We start from the raw sequence: 23,249 nt of genomic DNA on the forward strand, positions 1-23,249 counted from the left end.
AGGTCCTCCGGCACGATGACGGCGCGGTCCGCCAGCCGGTGGCCCGGGGGCAGGGCGCACAGGCCCGGGATCGCGTAGAGCGGGCGGTACTCGATGAACGGCGTCTCGACGATGTTGGCCATGAAGCCGATGTCGCAATAGGACGCCGACATCCAGCGCATCACCGTGCCGTCGCTGCCCATCTGCAGGGAGATCGCGACGGTCGGAAACTGCGCGCGGAAGCGCCGGATGCAGCGCGGGATGAAGCCGAGCGCCATCACGGGCATCGCCGCGATCCGCAGGCGCCCGCTGCCGAACACCCGGATGTCGCGCGCGGCCTGGGCGAGGTTCTCGAGTCCGAGGAAGCTGCGCTCGACCTCGCGGTAGAAGGACAAGCCCTCGTCGGTCGGGCGCAGGCGTCCGCCCTGGCGCTCGAAGAGGGTGAGGCCGGTCGCCGCCTCCAGATCCGCGATGAGCCGGCTGACGCTCGGCTGCGACGTCCGCAGGGCCTGTGCCGCCGCCGTCATCGATCCGCGCAGCATCACGACGCGGAAGGCCTCAACCTGCCTCAGGTTCATGCATCACCCCATATCACTGGTGAATAGCATGCGCAGAAACCAGCATTTGACCAGATAGCCGGACGCTCGCACACTGCGTCCCATGGTCGAGCAACGCGACATACAGAGGCAGTCTCCGAGCGGGTTCGCCTGCCTGCGCTGCGATCTCGCGCTCCCCCTCGGAGATGACGACGGCGGATGCCCGCTTTGCGCGGCGGAGGGTCACGCGGCGAACCTGCGGCTCGTCTTTCGCGGTGCAGCATCGGGCCGGATCGTCCTGCCCTCGACCGACGGCATCTCGCTGGGCGAGGGCGGAACACCGCAGATCGAGGCTCCTGACCTCGCCGCGGAGGCGGGTCTCGGTCGGCTGTCCCTGAAGCTCGAATGGTGCAATCCGACCGGCTCGCACAAGGACCGGATGAGCGCCCCGCTTCTCGCCCGGGCCCGCGCGCTGGGCGCCCCGCTGGTGGTGGCGGCGTCGAGCGGCAATGCCGGCGTGTCGCTCGCGGCCTACGCGGCGCGGGCGGGGCTGCCGGCCGAGATCGCCACGACCCCTTCCATGCCGGCCGGGGCGCGCCGGGCGATCCAGGCCTATAGCGCCCGGCTCGTCGAGGTCCCGGACAGTGCGGCACGCTGGGAGCATGTCGGGCGGCGCGTCGCGGACGGGGCCTTCGCGGCGACCAATTACCGGCGGCCGGCCATCGGCACCAACCCGTTCGGGATCGCCGGCTACAAGGTGCTCGCGGCCGAGATCGCCGCTTCGGGCCTGCCCGACTTCGTCGTCGTGCCGTGCGCCCGGGGCGACCTGCTGTCGGGGCTGCTCCTCGGCTTCCAGGAGCTCGGGCACGGGATGCCGCGTCTCGTCGCCGTCGAACCGTTCCCGCGCCTCGCCGGCGTCCTCGCCGGGGCCGATTACCGCGAGTCGTTTCCGGGCAAGACGGCGCAGCTCTCGATCGGCGGCGACACGGTGACATTCCAGGCCCTCCATGCCCTGCGCGAGAGCGGCGGCACGGCCATCGTCGTGGACGACGAGGCCGCGCGGGCGGCGCAGAGGCGCCTCGGCCGGGCCGGCCTCCACGCCGAACTGTCCGCCGCCGCGAGCGTCGCGGCCCTGTTCGTGCTTGGCGCCGAGGGGGCGCTCGCCGGCCGCCACGCCGTCGCCCTGCTCACCGGCTCGGGCGCCGGAGCGATGGATGACGGCGTCCCGCTGAACCACACACCGCCGATCGACCGGAGGGGAACCCGATGACCTTGCTGCGGCACCTCGCGCACACCGCCTTCGTCTCTGCCGCCCTCATGGCCGCGGGCCTCACCGCCGCGGCGGCCCAGGCGCTGCCGCCGCTGCCGAAGGCGATCCAGGCCGCGGGCATGCTACGGGCCGGGGTGCGCTGCGACCAGCCGCCCTACGGCTACAAGGACGAGTCCGGAAATTTCTCCGGCATCGAGACCGACATGGCGGTCCAGATCGCCGCCTGGGCCTTCGGCTCGGCCGACAAGATCGAGCTGACCTGCGTCACCGCCGAGAACCGCATCCCGCAGCTCATGGGCAAGAAGGTCGACATCCTGATCGCGACCCTCGGGGTGACGCCGGAGCGGGCCCGGGTGATCGACTTCTCGAAGCCCTATCGCTGGGGCGGCTCGGACATGCTGGTGGCCAAGGACAGCCCGATCAGGAAGCTCGACGACGTCGCCGGCAAGACGGTCGTGATGCTCAAGGGCTCGACCCAGGCGAAGTGGTTCGAGGACACCATGCCGAAGGTCGAGACCCTGCGGCTCAACACGGCGTCCGACGCGCTCCAGGCGCTCAAGCAGGGCCGCGGCGACGCCTACACCCACGATGCCGCGACGCTGGTGGTGGTCGCCGCCAAGGATCCGTCGTTGCGCCTCGTCGGCGAGGCCTTCGCGGTCACGGACGCCGCCGCGGGCCTGCGCAAGAACGACCCCGAGTGGATGGCTTATGTCGATGCGGCGCTCGCCCGGATGAAGGCGGAGGGGCTCTACGCGAAGTGGGTCGACAAGTGGGTGCCCGCCGACCTGCGTCCCTTCTACGCCGACGCCTTCACCAAGCCGAAGCCGACCGCGCGCTGACGCCCAAGATGCGCTGAAGACGACGCGCTGAACCCCTGAGCCGGGCGGCCCGCGGCGGCCGCCTCCGACACCGAGGGATGCCGGCATGGATTTCGATCTCGCCTACCTGGCGGCGCAGGGGCCCGCGCTGATGCGCGGCCTGTGGCTCACGGTCCAGGTCAGCCTGTTGTCGATCGTGCTCTCGGTGCTGGTCGGCCTCCTCGGCGCGGCCGTGCGGGTGCTCGAAGTGCCGGTGCTCGACCGGGTCGTGGCGGCCTATGTCGAGTTCATCCGCAACACGCCGATGCTGGCGCAGCTGTTCTTCATCTTCTACGGATTGCCCGGCATCGGCCTGAAGCTGTCGCTGTTCTGGTCGGGCGTGCTCTGCCTGACGGTGTGGGCCGGCGCCTACCAGATCGAGAACCTGCGCGGCGGCCTCGCGACCGTGGGCAAGGGCCTGCGCGAGGCCTCCTACGCCCTTGGGCTCACGCCGTGGCGGTTCTTCCACCTCGTCGCGGCGCCGCTGGCGATCCGGGTGGCGCTGCCGGCGATGCTCAACACCGCGATCTCGCTCCTGAAGAACTCCTCCTACCTCCAGGCGATCGGCCTCGCCGAGCTCACCTACGTGGCGATCGACCGGATCTCGATGGACTTTCGCACGCTCGAGATGTTCGCGGCGATCTGCGTGATCTACCTCGCCCTGGTCCTCGTCCTGTCGTTCCTGGCGAGCCGGCTCGAACTCCGGCTCAACGCGCCGTTCCGGCACTGAGGAGATTGGTTCATGGATCTCCTCGTCAAGAACCTGCCCTTCATCCTCCAGGGCCTCGGCATGACGCTGGCGCTCTCGCTCACCACGCTCCTCTTCGTCACTCTCCTGTCCGGGATCCTCGGCGTCCTCGCGACCCTGCGCTTCCGCTCCCTGCGGATCCTGGTGCGGGTCTGGGTCGAGCTGTTTCGCGACATCCCGCTGATCGTGAACATCTTCCTGGTGTTCTTCGTGGCGCCGCTCGCCGGGCTCGACCTGACGCCGTTCTGGGCCGTGACGGTCGGCCTGTCGCTGTGGGGCAGCGCCAACGGCGCCGAGATCGTGCGCAGCGGCCTCAACGCCGTGCCGCGCCACCAGTGGCAGAGCGCCGCCGCCCTCGGCCTCAAGACCTGGGAGGTCTACGGCTTCATCACCGGGCCGCAGGCTTTGCGCGCCATCCTGCCGCCCTTCGTCGGGCTGCTGACGCTGCTGATCCAGGCGACGTCGCTCGGCGCCCTCGTCGGCGTCGGCGAGTTCTTCAAGGTCGGGCAGATCATCGTCGAGCGCACCACGATGATGGAGGGCTGGAACCCGGCCTTCCTCGTCTACGGCGCCGTGCTCGTCACCTATTTCGTGATCTGCTCCGGCCTGTCCTGGTTCGGCCGCTGGCTGGAGCGGCGTCTCGGCCGGCCCCAGAGCCGCCCCGCTCCCGAGGCGGCCGCCGCCGCCCGCGCACCCGCCCCGCAGCTTCCCTGATCGCCGCAGCGACCGGCCCGTGGCCGGCCGTGGTCCAAAGATCTAACAAAAGGGTCTCCGCCATGGAATCGAAGGTCAGCCGCCGGCTCACCGAGCCGGTCGCGCCGGAGGTGTGCGAGCACATCTACGCGCCCCGCCTGGCGCGGGACTTCCAGGCCGTGTTCGCCCACATGACCGACCTCAACCAGGCCCACGTGCTGATGCTCGCGGCCTGCGGCCTGGTCAGTCCGGCGGCGGCGCGGGCGCTGGCGGCGGGCCTGCTGCGAATGGAGGAGGAGGGGCCCGGCGCCGTCCCCCTCGATCCCGAGCGGGAGGATTCGTACTTCAACTACGAGGCGCAGCTGATCCGGCTGATCGGCGCGGATGCCGGCGGGCGGATGCACATCGCCCGCAGCCGCAACGACCTGACCTCGGCCCTCGACCGGATGCGGGCCCGCGACCTACTGCTCGATGCCGGCCAGGCCCTGCTCTCGGTCGAGGAGCACGCGCTGGACGGCGCCTATCGCTTCCGCGACGTGGTGATGCCCGGCTACACCCATCTCCAGCCGGCCCAGCCCGTCACCTACGGCTTCTACCTCGCCGGGGTGGCGCAGTCCCTCGCCCGCGATTTCGGCCGCCTGTCGGATGCCTGGGCGCGCACCAATGCGAGCCCGCTCGGGGCCGGCGCGCTCGCCGGCACCGCCTTCGCGATCGACCGGGAGATGCTGGCCAAAAGCCTCGGCTTCGACGGGCTCGTCGAGAACGCGCTCGATGCCGTCGCGACCCGCGATTTCGGGCTCGAGATCCTGGCCGGCCTGTCGCAAGTGGCGATCGGGTGGAGCCGGGTGGCGCAGGATTACCACGTCCTGGTCTCGCACGAGTTCCAGACGATCGAGTTTCCCGACCGCGTCACCGGCACCTCCAGCATCATGCCGCAGAAGAAAAACCCGGTGGTGCTGGAGCATCTGAAGGGCAAGGCCGGCCAGATGCTCGGCCTCTACGTGGCGGCGGCGAGCGCCGTGAAGGGCACGCACTTCACCAACACCATCGACGGCAACCGCGAGACGATGCGCGGCGTGTGGGAGGCGGGCGAGGAGACCTTGCGCTGCCTGTCCCTGTTCGACCTCGTCATCGCGACCGCGCGCCCCAACGCCGCCCTGATGCGCCGGCGCGTCACCGAGGACTTTTGCGCCGCCACCGACCTCGCCGACCTGATGGTGCGCGAGGCCGGCCTGTCCTTCCGCGAGGCGCACCACGTCGTCGGCGCGGTGGTGCGGGCGGCGATGGATGCGGGCCTCTCGGCCGAGGGCATCACGCCCGCGATGGTCGACGCGGCGGCCCTCAGCGAGGCCGGCCGGGCGCTTCACCTCCCGGACGAGGCCGTGCGGCGAAGCCTCGATCCGGGCTCAAGCGTCGCCGCCCGCACCCTGCCGGGCGGACCGGCGCCGGAGGCGGTGGCCCGCAGCGTCGAGGCGGCGCAAGGCCGGCTCGAAGCGCGCCGCGCCGCCCTCGTCGCCCGGCGCACGCAGCTCCAGGCGGCGCGCGACGCGCTCAAGCGGGCCGTGCGGGAGCTCGCCGCATGAATGCGGAACCCCTCATCTCCCTGCGCGGGCTCACCAAAAACTTCGGTGCGTTCCGGGCCCTGCACGGCATCGAGCTCGACGTCGCGGCCGGCAGCGTCGTGGTGCTGATCGGCCCGAGCGGGTCGGGCAAGAGCACCCTGATCCGCTGCATCAACGGGCTGGTGCGGCCGGATTCGGGGAGCCTGCGCGTCGCCGGCCGGTCGGTCGATCTTGGCGACGAGGGCGCCTGGCAGCGCCTGCGGACCGAGATCGGCATGGTGTTTCAGGACTACGCCCTGTTCCCGCACCTCACGGTCCTGCGCAACATGACGCTGACGCCGATGCGCCGGCTCGGCCTGTCGCGAGAGGAGGCCGAGGCGCAGGCCAGAGCGCTCCTCGCCCGGGTCGGCCTCGCCCACAAGGCGGAGGACTTTCCGAGTGCCCTCTCGGGCGGCCAGCAGCAGCGGGTCGCGATCGTGCGGGCGCTCGCCATGCGGCCGAAGGCGATCCTGTTCGACGAGCCGACCTCCGCCCTCGACCCGGAGACGATCGTCGACGTCCTCGACGTGATGCGCGGGCTCGCCCGCGACGGCACCACGATGGTGGTCGTCACCCACGAGATGGGGTTTGCCCGCGAGGTCGCCGACCGCGTCGTCTTCATGGCCGAGGGCGCCATCGTCGAGGAGGGACCGCCCTCGGCCCTCTTCGGCGACCCGCGGCACGCGCGCACGAAAAGCTTCCTCTCCTCCCTTCGCCGTACCCCCGAGGCCCTCCATGCCTGATCCGGCCGCCCTCCTCGCCGAGGGCTTCACCACCGATCCGTACTGGTGGGACGCCGCCGCCCCGGAGACCGCCCGCGACCCGCTGCCCGACGAGACCGACGTGCTCGTCGTCGGCTCCGGCTATTGCGGCCTCTCGGCGGCGGCGGAGCTCGCCCGCAACGGCGTATCGGTCACGGTGGTCGATGCCGAGGAGCTGGGCGCCGGAGCCTCGACCCGCTCAGGGGGCATGGTGTCGAGCGGCCAGAAGCTGGTGATCGGCGGCGCGATCAAGGGGGTGGATGCCGCCCGCATGGCGCGGCTGCTCGAAGACTCGCTCTCGTCCTACGAGCACCTGAAGACGCTGATCCGCGAGGAAGCCCTCGACGCCGATCTCGGCGTGGTCGGCCGCTACTTCGCGGCCTACGTGCCGCGCCACTACGACCGCCTGCGCCGCAACGGCGAATTGCTGGCGCGCCATACGGGAGTCACCGTCCACGAGATCCCGAAGAGCCGCCAGCACGAGGTGACCCGGACCGATTTCTACCACGGCGGCATCGTCATCGACGATTACGGCGGCCTGCATCCGGGCAAGTACCACCGGGCCCTGCGCGGCCTCGCCCGGCGCCACGGCGCGACCCTGCGCTCGCACGCGCCCGTGCTCTCGGTCGAGCCGTCGGGCGATGGCTTCTACGCCGTCGAGACCGGGCGCGGCCGGATCCGGGCCCGGCATGTCCTCTACGGCACCAACGGCTACAGCGACCGGGCGAGCCCCTACCTGCGCCAGCGGGTGGTGCCGGTACGGAGCTACCAGATCGCCACCGCGCCGCTGCCGCGGGCCCTGATGGACGAGATCAATCCGGGCCGGCGGATGATCACCGATTCGCGCCGCGAGCTGATCTACGCCCGGCCCTCGCCGGACGGCACGCGGCTCCTGTTCGGCAGCCGGCCGGGGATGTTCACCGTGCCGGAGCGCGAGGCCGCGCCCAAGTTGCACGCCCTGATGCGGGCGGTCTGGCCACAACTCGCAGCGGTGCAGGTGACGCATTGCTGGAGCGGCAAGGTCGGCATGACCGCCGACAAGCTCGCCCATCTCGGCCGGCAGGACGGCGTCGATTTCGCGGTCGGCTGCAACGGCAACGGCGTGGCGCTGATGACCTATCTCGGCCACCAGGCGGCGCTGAAGCTTCTGGGCCGCCAGAACCGTCCGAGCGCCTTCGACGCGCCGTCCTTCCCGCGGGTCCCGGTGCCGTTCTACGACGGCAAGCCGTGGTTCCTGCCGGTGGTGAGCGGGTGGTACCACCTGCGGGATGCGGTGGAGCATCGGTTCGCGGGGCGGTGATGGCGTGTCGAAGTCTTTCTGATTCTTCCCCTCGATTGATCCTGCGCACAGACTACCAACTCTCCACGTCATCCCGGGGCTCGACGAAGTCGAGAACCCGGGATCCATAACCGCCGAGGATAACGGAAAAGGTGGAGAGCGTTCCGTCTCAACCTCAACCGTCAGCGGTTATGGATCCCGGCTTCCGCTACGCGGCTCCGGGATGACACTGGGGTCAAAACCCAATCAGCTTGACCGCTTGGGTGCCTGCTTTCGACCCCAAACGGACACGTAAGTGACGCGCGCGATAGCGCCTTCTGCTACAGGCAACGCTTCAGCGACCGCGGCAGCGAAACCGGCTCAAAATGCTCATCGCAAGGCTTCTGCTGGCCGCACTCGCCTATGTTGTGGCGACGGCGGTGCTGTTCGGCAATCCGTTGCAACCGATCGCCTTCGCCACATTCTGGTCAGATAGGCTCGGCGTCCCTCACTGGCGGGTGATCGCTCTCCTCTGCGTCGCGGCATCGGCCTTGATCTTCGCGAGACCCCTCAAAAACACGGTCACGGCTCTCCTCCGGCCTTTGGTGTTCGTGATCCTTGCCGTTCTCCTGCCAACCGCGGTCGTAGGTCTCTACGCGGACGGGATCAGGCATCGCGCGGTTCTCGCCTTCGGCGCGGACGAGGTCGAAGAGCAATCCTTCTTCACATCCATCCGCGAGGCCCCTTCGGAATTCCAGTTTTTCTTGCACACGGTGGCGCTCAAGGGATGCACGCCCTACGCCTGGAGCTATCGGAAGATGGCATTCTTCGTGGTGCCGCCGAACGTGGGGGCAAACGTCTTACCGCAGCACTGGATCACGCGGTGTGGGATCGTCCGGAGTTGATCGACAGCCAAAGCCACCGTCCGCTTCCCACCCCCAACGGCCCTGATTGGGTTTGGACCCTGAGGGTATCAGCGCTGCCGAGCAAGTCGGACAGGCGAACGGGGGACTTGGCGAGCACCCGACAAGCGCGTCGTCGTCCCCTCGAATCATCACGGCAGGCGAGCCGCGAGGCTCGCCTGCCGTTGGTGGTCAGATCACGCCGTCTCGACCCGGCCCGGGCGCTCGCCGCCCGGGCCGGTCGCGCCTCAGCTGCACCCGGTCGTCGAACCGCAGGTGTCGCACTTCAGGCAGGTCCCGTTCCGCACCAGAGTGAAGTTGGCGCATTCCGGGCAGGCCTCGCCGACATAGCCCTTCATCTTCGCCTCCGCCCGGCGGTCCGAGACGGACCGGCCGGCGGCGGCCGGATCCGGCTTGGCGAAGGGGAGGGATTCCACCAGCGCCTCGACCCGGCCGGCGAGCGTCGGCTCGGTCTTCAACGCCACCGAACCCCGCACCGCGTGGACGCTGCCGCCGGCCGGCGCCGTCTGGCCCGTGCTCGGCGCCGCGACGCCCGGGGTGGTGCCGCCGGGACCGCCATGGATCAGCGTCAGCCGATCGCCCGAGCCGCGCAGCAGGCCGCGCGACACGACGTTGTTCGCCGGGACCGAGTCCGAGGTGGCAGGCTTCGTCGGGGCGACGCCGCCGGTCACCGTGGTGCCGATCTCCGAGAGGTCGACATGGGCGAGGTCGTTGCGGCCGAGATACGAGATCGCCAGCTCGCGGAACACGTAGTCGAGCACCGAGGTGGCGTTCTTGATCGCGTCGTTGCCCTGGACGAAGCCGGCCGGCTCGAACCGGGTGAAGGTGAAGGCGTCGACGTACTCCTCCAGCGGCACGCCGTATTGCAGGCCGAGCGAGACCGAGATCGCGAAGTTGTTGATGAAGGCCCGGAGCGCCGAGCCCTCCTTGTTCATGTCGAGGAAGATCTCGCCGAGCCGCCCGTCGTCGTACTCGCCGGTGCGCAGAAAGATGGTGTGGCCGCCGATCTTGGCCTTCTGGGTATAACCCTTGCGGCGGCTCGGCAGCTTCTCCTGCGAGCGCAGGCGCTCGACGCGCTCGACGATGCGCTCGACGATCTTCTCCGTCACCGCGACGGTCTTGGCGGCCGCCGGCATGGCCAGCAGGGCCTCGACCGCATCCTCCTCCTCGTCGGCCTCGTCGCTGATGAGGGCCGAGTTGAGGGGCTGCGACAGCTTCGAGCCGTCGCGGTAGAGGGCGTTGGCCTTCAGCGCCAGGGTCCAGGACAGCCGGTAGGCGTTCTTGCAATCCTCGACCGTGGCGTCGTTCGGCATGTTGATGGTCTTGGAGATCGCCCCCGAGATGAAGGGCTGCGCCGCCGCCATCATGCGGATGTGGCTCTCGACCGAGAGGTAGCGCTTGCCGATCCGGCCGCACGGATTGGCGCAGTCGAAGACCGGGTAATGCTCAGGCCGGAGGTGCGGCGCGCCCTCGAGCGTCATCGCCCCGCAGATATGGACGTTGGCGGCCTCGATGTCCTTGCGGCTGAAGCCGAGGAAGGTCAGCAGGTCGAAGGACGGGTCGGCGAGCTTGTCTGCCGGCACCTTCAGGGTCTGGGTGAGGAAATCCTCGCCGAGGGTCCAGCGGTTGAACACGAACTTGATGTCGAAGGCCGATTTCAAGCCCGCTTCCACCGCCGCGATCTTGTCGTCGGTGAAGCCCTTGGCGCGCAACGAGCCCGGGTTGATCGCCGGGGCCTGGCCGAGCGAGCCGTGGCCGACGGCGTAGGCCTCGATCTCGGCGATCTCGGCCTCGCGGTAGCCGAGGCTGCGCAGGGCATCCGGCACCGCCCGGTTGATGATCTTGAAGTAGCCGCCGCCGGCGAGCTTCTTGAACTTCACGAGCGCGAAGTCGGGCTCGATGCCGGTGGTGTCGCAATCCATGACGAGGCCGATCGTGCCGGTCGGCGCGATGACGGTGGCTTGCGCGTTGCGGTAGCCGTGCTCCTCGCCGAGCTGCAGGGCCCGATCCCAGGCGGTCTTGGCGTGCTCCACCAGCTCGCCCTGGGGGCAGCCGGCATGGTCGAGCGGCACCGGGTTGGTGTTGAGGAACTCGTAGCCTTCCGCCTCGCCGTACGCGGCCCGGCGATGGTTGCGGATCACCCGCAGCATCGCGTCGGCATTCTCCTCGTAGGCCGGGAAGGGCCCGAGCTCCTTCGCCATCTCGGCCGAGGTGGCGTAGGACACGCCCGTCATGATCGCCGTCAGTGCACCGGCCAGCGCCCGGCCCTCACGGGAATCGTAGGGCAAGCCCATGGTCATCAAGAGGCCGCCGATATTGGCGTAGCCGAGGCCTAGTGTCCGGTACTTGTAGGAGAGGTCGGCGATCTCGCGGCTCGGGAACTGCGCCATCAGCACCGAGATCTCGAGGACCACGGTCCAGAGCCGGCACAGGTGCTCGTAGCCCTCGACGTCGAAGCGCTTGGCGCCGCGGTCGTAGAGCGCCAGCAGGTTCGCCGAGGCGAGGTTGCAGGCGGTGTCGTCGAGGAACATGTACTCGGAGCACGGGTTCGAGGCCCGGATCCGCCCGCCCGCCGGGCAGGTGTGCCAGTCGTTCATCGTGGTGTTGAAGTGCAGGCCGGGATCGGCCGAGGCCCAGGCGGCCTCCGCGATCTTGTCCCACAGCTCGGCCGCCTTGACGGTCTTCGCCACCTTGTCGCTCGTGCGGTGGGTCAGCGTCCAGTCAGCGTCCCGGTCGACTGCGCGCAGGAAGTCGTCGGTCAGCGAAACCGAGTTGTTCGAGTTCTGGCCCGAGACGGTGAGGTAGGCCTCGGAATCCCAGTCGGTGTCGTAGATCGGGAAGGAGATGTCGGTGTAGCCCTGGCGGGCGTACTGGATCACCCGCTTGATCGCGGCGTCCGGCACCATCGCCTTGCGGGCGGCCTTGACCTCGCGCTTCAGCGCCGGGTTGCGGTCGGGATCGAAGCAGGCGTCCCCGGCGGCCTCGCAGTTGACGCAGGCCTTCATCACCGCCTTGAGGTGCTTCGACACCACCTTGGAGCCGGTGACGAGGGCGGCGACCTTCTGCTCCTCCTTGACCTTCCAGTCGATGAAGGCCTCGACGTCGGGGTGATCGATGTCGACGATCACCATCTTGGCGGCGCGCCGCGTCGTGCCGCCGGACTTGATCGCGCCGGCGGCCCGGTCGCCGATCTTGAGGAAGCTCATCAGGCCCGAGGACTTGCCGCCGCCGGCAAGCTTCTCGTTCTCGCCGCGCAACCGCGAAAAGTTCGAGCCGGTGCCCGAGCCGTACTTGAACAGGCGGGCTTCCCGCACCCACAGGTCCATGATGCCGCCCTCGTTGACGAGGTCGTCGGCGACGGACTGGATGAAGCAGGCGTGGGGCTGTGGGTGCTCGTAGGCGGTCGCCGATTGAGTCAGCTCGCCGGCCTTGTAGTCGACGTAGAAGTGGCCCTGCGCCGGACCGTCGATGCCGTAGGCCCAGTGCAGGCCGGTGTTGAACCATTGCGGCGAGTTCGGCGCCACCATCTGGCGGGCGAGCATCGCGCGCAGCTCGTCGTGGAACGCGGCCGCGTCCTCCTCGCTCGAGAAGTAGCCGCCCTTCCAGCCCCAGTAGGTCCAGCAGCCGGCCAGCCGATCGAAGACCTGCGTCGCCGAGGTCTCGGAGCCGGTCCGCTCACCCTCGGGGAGGGCGGCCAGAGCCGCCTCGTCCGGCACCGAGCGCCACAGGAACGACGGGACGCCGTTCTCCTCGACCTTCTTCAGCGCCTTCGGAACGCCGGCCTTGCGGAAGTACTTCTGGGCCAGCACGTCGCAGGCGACCTGGCTCCAGGCCTCCGGCACGTCGATGCCGTCGAGGCGGAACACCACCGAGCCGTCCGGATTGCGGATCTCGCTCACGGCCTTGCGGAACGGGATGCTGGCATAGGGCGATTGCCCCGCGGTGGTGATGCGACGCTCGAACCGCATGGGATACTCTCCGGTCACGAACAGCCGGGGACCGCCCGCATGACAGCGGGGTCCGCCGGTTACAAGGAAGGGCGGGGACGCTCGGGTTGAGGTGGACGAGCCTTCAGCCCCTCGGGGCCGCCCGTCCTGTCAGCCTGGAAACTACCGACCATGGCAGCCCCACGTCAATAACTAGTGTCGACGGACTCCGTTCCTCGCTAGATGTTGTGGTGGAGGGCGGAATCCTGTGGATGGCGGCGAACCTCCGCCTAAGCTCGCGCCCGGCTTGGCGGAATCGGCCCAAGACCGGTGCCGGTTCACAGCCGGCGCAGCATCCGACCACCGATTTGTTCACAGGTCGTTGCGAATCGGGGCCCCGCGCCGGGGGCGGGAGCGCCCCGCGCACAGGAATCGTGCTGCGGCGCGGGACGCGCTGGACATCCGGGAGTCCTCTCACCATAGTCCCGCGCGAGTTGAGGGGGGCTTCCCCCCGTTCCCGAGGGCCTCAGGTCCCAGAGACGGTCGCGATGGCGCTGAAAGACACCCTGCTTCGGATCTTCACCTGGTGGAGCGGCTCGACCGTCAGCCTGGAATTCTACACCAAGCGCCGCGGCAGCTTCGTGGGCGAGGACGAGTTCGGCAACCGCTACTACCGGGCGCAAGGCCCGCTGATCGACGCCTCGGTCGGCTCGGAGCGGCGCTGGGTGATCTATAACGGCTACGCCGACGCCTCGAAGGTGCCGCCCGGCTGGCGCGGCTGGCTCTGCCACGCCACCGACGTGCCGCCCTCCGAGGAATCTTACGTCCCGCGCGAGTGGCAGAAGCCGCACGAGGAGAACCTCACCGGGACGGTGGCGGCCTACCGGCCGCGGGGCTCGCAGCTCTCCTACGGCCAGCGGCCGGCGGCGACCGGCGACTACGTGCCGTGGGTGCCGGGCGAGTAAGTGATCCCCGGCGAGTAAGCCGACCCGCCCTTTTTCCACCATCCTCCTTGTGTCTATCGCGGGCGGGCCGACGGGGCCCGCGCGCCCGCTTCCTTCGGGCGCGAGAGGCCGGGTAAGGCCTGCCGAACTTCGAGCCGGGAGCGACTGGGTTTTGAGCCGCATGACCGCACGCCGCGCCGCGGGCGCCTTCCTGCTCCTCGGCGGTGCCCTCCTGGGCACGAGCGCGCCGGCTTGGGCCGACAAGATCCGCAACCCGACCGCGGTGTTTTCCGGCCTCGACAAGATCACCGGCCGCATCGTCTCCTTCGAGGTGGCGGTGGACGAGACGGTGCAGTTCGGCGCGCTCCAGCTCACCCCGCGGGTCTGCTACACGCGGCCCCCGACCGAGAGCGCCAAGACGACGGCCTTCCTGGAGGTCGACGAGGTCACCCTCGAGAACAAGTACCGCCGGATCTTCACCGGCTGGATGTTCGCCTCGAGCCCGGGCCTGCACGCGATCGAGCATCCGATCTACGACGTGTGGCTGGTCGACTGCAAAGGCGGCACCGACATCGTGGCCGAGCCGAAGGAGCAGGAGGATGCGCCGGTGGCCGCCGCGAAGCCGGAGGGCCGCAAGCGCCGCGAGCAGGCCCGCGGCGAGGAGGCGCCCCGTTCGCGCCAGGTGAACCGCCAGGGCCAGGTCGATGTCGAGCCGTTGCGCGGCACGCCGGTCCAGCCGCGCCAGTCGCCGTCGCGTCGCTTCTTCCCGACCAACGACACCCCGCCGCCCGGCGCCGACCCGATGAACCCGAACCCGCGCTGAGGCGCGGGTCGTGCCGGGGATGGGTCGACTTCCCCGGACGGCACGCCGCGAGGCCCGTGACGCTCGTCGTGTGCGCCCGAGACGACGGGAACTGCACCGCGCCGGCAGGGATCCTCAGCGATGACCAACTACGTGACGGCGCGCTGCAAGGTCCGCGGATCCTCGGCCGACGTGGTGGCTTTCCGGGCCCTGATGGTCGAGGATCCGCCGCTCCACGAGCCTCCCTACGCGGGCCTCGTGGCTCGGCTGCGCGCCCTGCTGGGACGGACCGCGCCCGAGCAGCGCCCCTCGCCGCCCTCGACATTCGACTTCAACCGCATCCTGCCGATGCCGGGCACGCTGGCGGACGGCCCCGAGCGGACCGCGTGGGCTCTGGAACACTGGGGCACGCAGCGCAACGCGGACGCCTACGACGAGTTGGCGCGGACCGACGACGGTGCGGGCGGCGCGACACTGGAGTTCGTCCTGGCGACGGCGTGGAGCTTTCCGACTCCGGTGTTCGAGGCTTTGCACCGACGCTTTCCGGCCTTGCGCGTCGACGTGGTCGGCTTCGAGGAAGCCTGGCATTTCGCGGTCGTGGGGGCTTACGGCCCCGGGGAGACCGGGGCGGTCGAGGTCGACCCGACGGCCGAGATCTACACCCGCGTGTATGGCGTGCCGCCCGAGCCCGACGAGGTGCCGTGACGGCGTGTCCGGCACCTGCCCCGTGAAGCCCGCGCGGCATCCGACATCCACGAAGCCTGTCGGGATTGATCGTGCTCTCATCCGGGGTGGCCGCCCGCATCATGGGCACATGCAAGCCGACGGCGCATCTTTGGGCGCCAGCTCGTGATCGATTTCACGTCTTTCTGCTGCGGCTCTCGGCGTCCTGCTGTACGCTGAGGCAGGGATGCCCGCACGAGACGGGCGCCCGGAGGATGCGGGCCCAAGGGAGACGACCATGCGCGACATCCCACGGGCGCAGGATGCGCCGCTGCCCGACGCCGAGAGTACCGCCTGGTGGGCGGCGATGCCCCTCGACCTCTGGGGCGTGGTGCTGGCGGTGATCGCCGCGGGCGGGCTGAAGCTCGCCGGCATTCTTCCATAGGCATCCTGCCTTCAGCCCTCCACGCCGCCGTCGCACTCTCGCCCCAGCTTCGGACCAGATTTCCCTGCAAGAGTTTCGCAAGAAACAGCCGGCACGATCCGTGCGTGGTTCGATAGCGACTCAGGTTCGCGCGCAGGAGGACGGTTCCATGCTGATGGCTTTCGTCGGACGCCTCACCCAGCGTTGGCGGGATCTCATCGCCGAGGTCATGGATCCCTACCGCCCCGAATTGCACTACATGCGCGGCCCCGGCCCGCGCTGGCGCGAGCGGCATCCGGAGGGCTGAGGCGACCGGCTTCGGCTTGCGCGCCGGCGCCGACCGGGTCCAACTCGCGGACCCGTTCCCTGACCGGAGCCCGCCCCGTGAGCGCCGCGCGAGACCCCGCCCAGACCGACGCCGCCCAGAAATTCGACGGCTCCCGCGCCGCGGAGTACGAGCAGCAGAGCCGCATCGCGCTTGCCGGCTACGAGGCCTGCCACGAGCTCTCCGCCTGCATGCTGGCCGCCGCCATCGGCTCAGGCCGCGACGCGCGGGTGCTGGTGGCGGGCGCCGGCGGCGGCGCCAAGGAGATCGTCACCGCGGCGGCGCTCGAGCCGCGCTGGCGCTTCACCGCGGTCGATCCGTCCGAGCCGATGCTGGCGCTGGCGGTCGCCCGGCTGGAGGAGAGGGGGCTGACGGAGCGCACGGCGGTCGTGCGCGGCACGGTCGCCGACCTGCCGGAGAGCGAGGCCTTCGACGCCGCGACCCTGATCGGTGTCCTCCACCACCTGCCCGGCGATGGGGCGAAGCAGGCCATTCTGCGCGACATCGCCCGGCGCCTGGCGCCGGGCGCGCCGCTGATCCTCGCCGGCAACCATCAGGCTTACGCGAGTCAGCCGCTGCTGCTCGCCGCCTGGGGCGAGCGCTGGCGCCAGCAGGGCGCCGGGCCCGACGAGGTCGCGGCGAAGCGCGCGAAGATTCTGCAGGGGGCGGACCCGCCGCATTCGGAGCAGGCGGTGGCCGACCTGCTGCGCGAGAGCGGCTTCGGCCCGCCGTTGCGGTTCTTCTCCAGCCTGTTCTGGGGCGCCTGGATCGCCCGGCGGGCTCCGGACGCTCCGTGAGCGCCGGACCGCCCGGTGCCCGGGCGGTCCGTTCCGGATCAGGCGGCCGGCACCGCCTCGGCGAGCGTCGCAGGCCGGTCGGAGAGCCGGCTCGCGACCACGAGCCCGATCAGCGCCGAGGCCGCGATGATGAGGCCCGGCGCCGCCGCCCAGCCCGTGGCGCCGATGAGCGCGTTGGCGACGAGCGGCCCGAGGCCGCTGAGCAGGGTGAAGCCGATATTGAGCGAGAGCGCGACGCCGCTGAACCGCACCCGGGTCGGGAAGAGCCCGGCGAGCAGGAAGGCGAAGCTGCCATTGGCCCCGGCCACCGCCATGGTGAGGAGCGGCAGCACCACGAACAGGTTCGCCCCGCCCCGCGCCAGCACCTGGTAGGCCGGGATCACCCCGATCAGGACGATCAGGCCTGAGGCCTGCATCAGGCGGCGCGGCGGCACCCGGTCGGCGAAGAACGAGGCGAAGAGCAGCGAAGCCGACATGGCGAAGAGCGCGACGTTCATCGCCAGCGCCACCTCGCGCGGCGGATACTTCAGCACCTGGATCAGGTAGGCCGGCATGTGGGCGAACAGGATGCCGTTGAAGCCGGCCGTCAGCGCCACCACGCCGATGCCGAGGAGCACCGCCCGGCGATGATCGCGCAGCACCTCGCCGATCGGCCGGCGGGCGGCGCGGTGCTGAAGGCGCAGGAACTCGGGCGTCTCTTCCAGCGAGCGCCGCAGCACGAAGCTGACGAGCCCGACGATGCCGCCGAACAGGAAGGCGATGCGCCAGCCGTACTCGGCCATGGCGGCCGCCGGCAGCCAGGATTGCAGGGCGAGGTTGACGAGGGCGGCGAGCAGCACGCCGCCGTTCACGAGGCAGAAGACGATGCCGCAGGCGAGGCCGGGGCGGCGCGAGGCGGTCTCGACCACGAAGGTGATGGCGCCGGGGAGCTCGCCGCCGATGCACAGCCCCTGCACGAAGCGCAACGTCACGAGGAGCAAGGTCGCCCAGACGCCCCAGGAGGCGTAAGGAGGAACGAGGCCCATGCCGAGCGTGCAGGCCGACATGGTGAAGACGGTGACCACGAACACGGTCTTGCGGCCGTAGCGGTCGCCGAAATGGCTCAGCACCAGGCCGCCGAGCGGCCGGGCGAGGTAGCCGACCGCGAACACCGCCAGCGACAGGCTCAGGGCCGCGACGGGATCGCTCGCCGGGAAGAACGCGGCGGCGATGTCCTTCGCAAAAATCCCGTAGACGATGAAGTCGTAGTATTCGAGCCCGCCGCCGAGGCTCGCGAGCAGCGTCATCTTCCATTGGCGGCGGGTGAGATCGCTCCCGCTGCTCACGTCAGGTGTCATCGTGGTGTCCTCCGGAGCGTTCTTGTCCTTGTGCCCCGGAGGCCCCTTACTGCGGTTCGGTCCGCCTCGCCATATCGCGCCGGCTACATCACCGCGCCGATCTGCCAGGGCACGAACTCGGCATCCCCGTAGCCGAACCCTTCCGACTTGGTGCGCTCGCCCGAGGCCACGCGCAGGATCGTCTCGAAGATCTGGCGGCCCTTCTCGTCGATCGAGACACCGTCGAGCACGTCGCCGCAATCGATGTCCATGTCGTCCTGCATCCGCCGGTACATCTCGCTGTTGGTGGCGAGCTTGATCGACGGGGTCGGCTTGCAACCGTAGGCCGAGCCGCGGCCGGTGGTGAAGCAGAGCACGTTGGCCCCGCCCGCGACCTGTCCGGTCGCCGCCACCGGATCGAAGCCGGGCGTGTCCATGTAGACGAAGCCCTTGGCCGTCACCGGCTCGGCGTAGCGGTAGACGCCGGTGAGCGTGGTCGAGCCGCCCTTGGCGGTGGCGCCGAGGGACTTCTCCAGGATGGTGGTCAGACCGCCGGCCTTGTTGCCGGGGGAGGGGTTGTTGTTCATTTCGCCGCCGTTGCGGGCGGTGTAGGCCTCCCACCAATGGATCATCTCGACGAGCTTGTGGCCGATCTCCGGCGTCGCGGCGCGCGCCGTCAGCAGGTGCTCGGCGCCGTAGATCTCCGGCGTCTCGGAGAGGATCGCGGTGCCGCCCTCGGAGACCAGCCGGTCGACCGCCGCGCCGAGCGCCGGGTTGGCGGTGATGCCCGAATAGCCGTCCGACCCGCCGCATTGCAGCGCCAGCATCAGCTCGGAGGCCGGCACGGTCTCGCGCTTGGCCTTCGCGACGGCCGGTAGCATCTCGCGGAGCGCCGCGACGCCGGCCTCGATGGTGCGGCGCGTGCCGCCGGTGTCCTGGATGGTGAAGCTGCGGAAGGTCTCGCTCTCCTCGATGCCGTAGGCGCGCTTCCAGCGGTCGATCTGCAGGCCCTCGCAGCCGAGGCCCACCATGATCACGCCGCCCATGTTCGGGTTGGCGGCGTAGCCCCACAGCGTGCGCTTGAGGATGTCGGCGCCCTCGCCCTGGATGTCGTAGCCGCAGCCGGTGCCGTGGGTCAGCGGAATGATGCCGTCGATCCCCGGAAATTCGTCGAGGAGGCCGGAGCGGCGCGCTTCCTCCGCGATGAAGCGCGCGACCGTGGCCGAGCAGTTCACCGAGGTGAGCACGCCGACATAGTTGCGGGTGCCGACCCGGCCGTCGGCCCGGCGGTAGCCCTCGAAGGTGGCGCGCTGGGCCTCCGGCACCATCGCGACGGGGCGCGCCTCCTCGCAGAAGCGGTAGTCGCGGGCGAAGTCGCCCTTGTCCTCGCCTAAGCCCACGTTGTGCTCGTGCACCCACTCGCCCGGCGCGATGGCGCGGCTGGCAAAGCCGATGATCTGGCCGAACTTCCGGATCGGCCCGCCCTCGGGGATCGTCACCACCGCGAATTTGTGGCCCCGCGGCACGCGCGCCGAGGCGGTCACGCCCTCAACGGTGGCGCCGGGCACGATCGGATCCACCGCCACCACGACGTTGTCCTCGTGGCTGAGGCGCACGATGCGGGGGTTGGTGGGGTGGAGGGGCGTGGGGGAGGACATGGATGGGACCTTCAAAACCTGGATCGATGTATACGGCCGTTCCGGGCGCCTTGGAATCTCATCCCACCCTCAACCTCATCCTGAGGTGCGACCGGAGGGAGCCTCGAAGGAGGCTTCCAGAGGCCTCTGCGATATCTGGAGCCCTCCTTCGAGGCTCCCTCCGGTCGCACCTCAGGATGAGGTTGAGGGCGAGAGAACGCCTCGATAAGCCCCGATGGCGCGTCAATGCGCAAGCGCCTCCGCCTTGGCCCGCCCGCCGAGATACGCCGCCCGGATATCGTCGTTGGCCCAGAGCGCCTGCGGCTCGCCGCTGAGCACCAGCTGCCCGGTCTCCAGCACGTAGCCGCGATCGGCGACCGAGAGGCCCATCCGGGCGTTCTGCTCGACGAGGAGCACGGTGGTGCCGCGCCGGCGCACCTCGGCGATGATCGCGAAGACCGCCTGCACGATCACCGGGGCGAGGCCGAGCGAGGGCTCGTCGAGGAGCAGGATGCGGGGCTTGGCCATCAGCCCGCGGGCGAGCGCGACCATCTGGAGCTGGCCGCCCGAGAGCGTCCAGCCGAGCGCGTCGCCGAAGCGGCGGATGTCGGGGAAGAGCTCGAACATGCTCTCCGCCTCGTCGCGGATCTGGCGGCTCGTGAGCCCCTTCCGGTTCGAGGCGCCGAGCATGATGTTCTCGCGGACCGTGAGGCCCGGGAAGACCCGGCGCCCCTCGGGCACGTGCGCCACGCCACGGCGCACGATCTCCTCTGGCTTGAGGCCGAGGAGAGACTGGCCTTCGAACAGCACCTCGCCGCCGACCGGCTTCACCAGGCCCGAGATGGTCTTGAGCGTCGTCGACTTGCCGGCGCCGTTGGAGCCGAGCAGGGTCACGACCTCGCCGGCCTCGACCGAGAACGAGATGCCGCGGACGGCCTCGATCTCGCCGTAGCGCACGGTTAGGTCGCGGATTTCCAGGAGTGCCATCAATGTCTCCTGCTCACGCCGTGGCGAGGTCGGTCTTGAGGCCGACATTCGGCCCTTCGGTCGCTTCCTGGCCGAGATAGGCCTCGATCACGGCGGGTTCGCGCAACACCGTGGCGGTGACCCCGTCGGCGATGCGCCGGCCGAAATTCAGCACCGTGATGTGGCTCGCCACGTCGCTCACCAGCGTCATGTCGTGGTCGATGATCAGGATGGTGAGGCCCTTGGCGGCCATCCGGCGCAGGAGCACGGTCAGCGCGTTCTTCTCGGACGAGTTGAGGCCCGCCGCCGGCTCGTCGAGGAGGAGCAGCACCGGATTGCCGGCGAGGGCGCGAGCGATCTCGACCAGGCGCTGGTGACCGTAGGAGAAGGACGAGATCGGCTCGTCGGCTCTGGATTCCAGCCCGACGAAGGCGAGGGCCGCCCGCGCCCGGGCTTCGAGCGAGGCGCGGTCATGGGCGACGATGCGGTTGCCCGGCCGCTCGGCGCCGATCACCACGTTCTCGAGAGCGCTCATCGAGCGAAAGAGGCGGATGTTCTGGAACGTCCGCCCGAGGCCCGCCGCCGCGCGCTGGTGCGGCGCGAAGCGGGTGATGTCCTGGCCGTTGAGACGCACCTTTCCGCCGGTCGGGGTGTAGAGGCCCGACAGCACGTTGAGCGTCGTGGTCTTGCCCGATCCGTTCGGGCCGATCAGGGCGTGGATGCCGCCGCGGGTGACCGTGAAGCTCACCTCGTCCACGGCCTTCAGGCCGCCGAAATGCTTCGACAGGCCCTCGACCTCGAGCACCGGCGCGGTCGAGGCCGCACCTTGCGTCAGCGTCAGCTCCTGGGCCCGGGGCGGGACGGGTTTCTTCGGCCGCAGGCGCTTCACCTGGTCGCCGAGGAAGCCCCAGATGCCCTCCGGCATGAACACCACGATCAGGATGACGGCGAGGCCGTAGATCGCGAGGTAGAGGCCCGGGATCTCCTTGAGGAAGCGCAGCCATTCGGGGATCAGGATCAGCAGCCCGGTGCCGATCACCGCGCCGACCGGCGAGCCGACGCCGCCGAGCAGCGCCATGGTGAGGAAGACCACGGATTCCGCGAAGGAGAACTGGTCCGGGCTGATATAGGTGAAGCTGCCGGCAAACAGCCCGCCGCCGAGCCCCGCCAGAAGGGCGCCGATCGCGAAGGCCGCCACCTTGGTGCGGTAGATGTCGATGCCGGTGACGCCCGCGGCGAGCTCGTTGTCGCGCACCGCCCGCATGGCGCGGCCGAGGCGGGTCTTCGGCATCCGCCAGACCGCGTAGGCGACTGCCGCCAGTACGAAGACGCAGAGCGCGAGGTAGCTCTGGCCGTCGGTGAAGAGCCCGGGGCGCTTGATGTTCGGAACGCCGTCCGGCCCGTGGGTGACCGGGATCCAGTTGATCATGATCAGGGTCAGGATCTGCTGGAAAGAGATCGTCACCATCGCGAGGTAGTGGCCGCCGAGGCGCAAGGTCGAGGCGCCGAGCACCGCGCCGAGAATGAGCGCCAGCACGAGGCCGATCGGCAGGCAGAGCCAGAAGCTGATGCCGAGATCGACCGTGCCGAGGCCGACCGCGTAGGCGCCGATGCCGAAGAAGGCGGCCTGGGCGAGGTTGATCTGCCCGCACAGGCCCAGCACGACGGTGAGGCCGATCACCGCGACGGCGTAGGTCGCAGCCTGCATCAGGATGTTGAGCACGTAGCCGCTGAACGGCGTCGTGGCGGCGAGGAACACCGCGACCGCGACGAGGGCGACGTAGGCGAGGGTGCCGACGGGGAAGCGGCGGGCGGGAGCGTCGGACACCGGGTCCGCCGCGACGGGGCGAGGGGAGCCGGTCATGCTTTCTCCGCGATGCGTTCGCCGAAGATGCCCTGCGGGCGGAAGGCCAGGAAGGCGACGAGGACAATGAAGGCGAAGGCGTCCTTGTAGGGCACCGAGACGTAGGCCGCCCCGAAGGTCTCGATGATGCCGAGCGCGAGCCCGCCGATGATCGCGCCGGTCACGTCGCCGAAGCCGCCGATGATGGTGGCCGCGAAGGCCTTGAGCGCGATGGTGGCGCCCATCTGGATCGACACGAACAGCACGGGTGCCACCAGGATGCCGGCGATGCCGCCGAGCACCGCGCTGTAGACGAAGGTCAGCATGATCATCCCGGCGACCGGGATGCCGAGCAACGCCGCCATCTCCTTGTCCTGCGAGGTCGCCTGCAGCTTCTTGCCGATCAGCGTGTGCTCGAAGAACCAGTACTGGAACGCCACCAGCACCGCGGTAACGGCGATGATCAGCAGGTACTGGGTGTCGAGGAAGACCGGTCCGACCAGGAACCCTTGGGTCTCGAAGACCGGCGGCAGCACCTGCGGCTGCGGCCCGTAGAGCGCGAGGGTGGTGTTGGCGAGGAAGATCGAGGCGCCGATGGTCGAGATGATGACCGGCAGGTAGGTGCGGTGACGCAGGGGATAATAGACGCCGAGGTTGAACAGGGCCCCCAGCACCGCCATGCCGCCGATGGCGAGCAGGAACGACAGCCAGTACGGCCATTGCAGGTCGACGGCGAAGACCACCATCAGGAAGGCCGCCACCATCGAGAACTCGCCTTGCGCGAAGTTCACCACGTTGGTGGCGCGGAAGATCAGCACGAAGCCGAGCGCGACGAGCGCGTAGACGGCGCCGATGCCGATCCCGGTGAACAGAAGCTGGAGGATGAGGTCCATAAGGGCCCGTCCTGGATCGGATGAGGGGGCGTACCGCTGGTGAGACGGCCGAAACGGCATCGGGACGGCACAGAGCCGTCCCGCTCA

General features: G+C 69.8%; 21 protein-coding genes (1 of these 21 running past the window's edge). 14 read left to right on the plus strand and 7 right to left on the minus strand.

Translation table 11 applies throughout. From position 1 onward, the window contains the following. Window positions 1–557, minus strand: partial view of a LysR substrate-binding domain-containing protein gene (locus DK412_RS04045; protein ID WP_109970897.1) — the 5' portion only. It extends 355 nt beyond the left edge of the window; 557 of the gene's 912 nt are visible here — the first part of the coding sequence; it begins with the start codon at window positions 555–557; its stop codon lies off the left edge, out of view. Window positions 558–639: 82 nt separating this feature from the next. Here DK412_RS04045 and DK412_RS04050 point away from each other — a divergent pair, with 82 nt between their 5' ends. The 8 genes from DK412_RS04050 to DK412_RS04085 all read left to right on the plus strand — a co-directional run bounded on the left by DK412_RS04050 (window position 640) and on the right by DK412_RS04085 (window position 8,608). Next, window positions 640–1,785, plus strand: coding sequence for a pyridoxal-phosphate dependent enzyme (locus DK412_RS04050; RefSeq protein WP_109970898.1), 1,146 nt, complete (start codon window positions 640–642; stop codon window positions 1,783–1,785). Then, entirely contained in the window at window positions 1,782–2,624 is an 843-nt protein-coding gene (locus DK412_RS04055) for a transporter substrate-binding domain-containing protein (RefSeq protein WP_109970899.1), read from the plus strand. The genes DK412_RS04050 and DK412_RS04055 overlap by 4 nt, the downstream gene beginning before the upstream one ends. A gap of 85 nt (window positions 2,625–2,709) precedes the next feature. Next, window positions 2,710–3,372: an amino acid ABC transporter permease gene (locus tag DK412_RS04060; RefSeq protein ID WP_109970900.1), complete on the plus strand. Its 663-nt coding sequence runs from the start codon at window positions 2,710–2,712 to the stop codon at window positions 3,370–3,372. A gap of 12 nt (window positions 3,373–3,384) precedes the next feature. Beyond that, window positions 3,385–4,104 carry an amino acid ABC transporter permease gene (locus tag DK412_RS04065; RefSeq protein WP_109970901.1) on the plus strand — a complete coding sequence of 240 codons (720 nt, stop codon included), beginning with the start codon at window positions 3,385–3,387 and terminating at the stop codon, window positions 4,102–4,104. 62 nt (window positions 4,105–4,166) lie between these two features. After that, the gene (gene argH / locus DK412_RS04070; protein WP_109970902.1) at window positions 4,167–5,666 is read left to right on the plus strand and encodes an argininosuccinate lyase; all 1,500 of its coding nucleotides are present in this window, start codon (window positions 4,167–4,169) and stop codon (window positions 5,664–5,666) included. After that, window positions 5,663–6,427, plus strand: coding sequence for an amino acid ABC transporter ATP-binding protein (locus tag DK412_RS04075; protein WP_109970903.1), 765 nt, complete (start codon window positions 5,663–5,665; stop codon window positions 6,425–6,427). The genes argH and DK412_RS04075 overlap by 4 nt, the downstream gene beginning before the upstream one ends. Then, window positions 6,420–7,745, plus strand: coding sequence for an FAD-binding oxidoreductase (locus DK412_RS04080; protein ID WP_109970904.1), 1,326 nt, complete (start codon window positions 6,420–6,422; stop codon window positions 7,743–7,745). Before DK412_RS04075 ends, DK412_RS04080 begins: the two co-directional genes overlap by 8 nt. A gap of 344 nt (window positions 7,746–8,089) precedes the next feature. After that, on the plus strand, window positions 8,090–8,608 hold the full coding sequence (locus DK412_RS04085) for a hypothetical protein (protein WP_109970905.1): 519 nt from the start codon (window positions 8,090–8,092) through the stop codon (window positions 8,606–8,608). A 245-nt stretch (window positions 8,609–8,853) separates the two neighbouring features. Here the strand turns inward: DK412_RS04085 and DK412_RS04090 are convergent, their stop codons facing one another. After that, entirely contained in the window at window positions 8,854–12,594 is a 3,741-nt protein-coding gene (locus DK412_RS04090; protein WP_109970906.1) for a vitamin B12-dependent ribonucleotide reductase, read from the minus strand. Window positions 12,595–13,100: 506 nt separating this feature from the next. Here DK412_RS04090 and DK412_RS04095 point away from each other — a divergent pair. From DK412_RS04095 to DK412_RS04110, 6 genes are all read left to right on the plus strand, one after another. Further along, window positions 13,101–13,517, plus strand: coding sequence for an NADH:ubiquinone oxidoreductase subunit NDUFA12 (locus DK412_RS04095; RefSeq protein WP_109970907.1), 417 nt, complete (start codon window positions 13,101–13,103; stop codon window positions 13,515–13,517). Window positions 13,518–13,668: 151 nt separating this feature from the next. Then, on the plus strand, window positions 13,669–14,319 hold the full coding sequence (locus tag DK412_RS04100; RefSeq protein WP_109970908.1) for a DUF2155 domain-containing protein: 651 nt from the start codon (window positions 13,669–13,671) through the stop codon (window positions 14,317–14,319). 120 nt (window positions 14,320–14,439) lie between these two features. Next, the gene (locus DK412_RS04105; RefSeq protein ID WP_109970909.1) at window positions 14,440–15,003 is read left to right on the plus strand and encodes a hypothetical protein; all 564 of its coding nucleotides are present in this window, start codon (window positions 14,440–14,442) and stop codon (window positions 15,001–15,003) included. 256 nt (window positions 15,004–15,259) lie between these two features. After that, complete coding sequence (locus DK412_RS29955; protein ID WP_162596085.1) at window positions 15,260–15,406, plus strand: hypothetical protein; 147 nt, start codon at window positions 15,260–15,262, stop codon at window positions 15,404–15,406. Between the two features lie 148 nt (window positions 15,407–15,554). Further along, window positions 15,555–15,692: a hypothetical protein gene (locus DK412_RS30530; protein WP_204165492.1), complete on the plus strand. Its 138-nt coding sequence runs from the start codon at window positions 15,555–15,557 to the stop codon at window positions 15,690–15,692. 77 nt (window positions 15,693–15,769) lie between these two features. Then, complete coding sequence (locus tag DK412_RS04110; RefSeq protein ID WP_109970910.1) at window positions 15,770–16,507, plus strand: class I SAM-dependent methyltransferase; 738 nt, start codon at window positions 15,770–15,772, stop codon at window positions 16,505–16,507. A 38-nt stretch (window positions 16,508–16,545) separates the two neighbouring features. On the opposite strand, the gene DK412_RS04115 is transcribed toward DK412_RS04110, so the two are convergent. The 5 genes from DK412_RS04115 to DK412_RS04135 form a co-directional block, all read right to left on the minus strand. Then, entirely contained in the window at window positions 16,546–17,844 is a 1,299-nt protein-coding gene (locus tag DK412_RS04115; protein WP_109970911.1) for an MFS transporter, read from the minus strand. Window positions 17,845–17,927: 83 nt separating this feature from the next. Beyond that, window positions 17,928–19,481 (minus strand): altronate dehydratase family protein, encoded by a 1,554-nt coding sequence (locus DK412_RS04120; protein WP_109970912.1) that lies wholly within the window; start codon window positions 19,479–19,481, stop codon window positions 17,928–17,930. 222 nt (window positions 19,482–19,703) lie between these two features. After that, a complete protein-coding gene (locus DK412_RS04125) occupies window positions 19,704–20,447 on the minus strand; it encodes an ABC transporter ATP-binding protein (protein WP_109970913.1) in 744 nt (247 codons plus the stop codon). Between the two features lie 13 nt (window positions 20,448–20,460). Further along, complete coding sequence (locus DK412_RS04130) at window positions 20,461–22,290, minus strand: branched-chain amino acid ABC transporter ATP-binding protein/permease (protein WP_109970914.1); 1,830 nt, start codon at window positions 22,288–22,290, stop codon at window positions 20,461–20,463. Next, window positions 22,287–23,162, minus strand: a complete 876-nt coding sequence (locus DK412_RS04135; RefSeq protein ID WP_109970915.1) for a branched-chain amino acid ABC transporter permease — start codon at window positions 23,160–23,162, stop codon at window positions 22,287–22,289. The genes DK412_RS04130 and DK412_RS04135 overlap by 4 nt, the downstream gene beginning before the upstream one ends. Window positions 23,163–23,249 lie beyond the last annotated feature (87 nt).

Origin of the sequence: Methylobacterium sp. 17Sr1-1 (assembly GCF_003173775.1) — a bacterium.
Classification (GTDB): domain Bacteria; phylum Pseudomonadota; class Alphaproteobacteria; order Rhizobiales; family Beijerinckiaceae; genus Methylobacterium.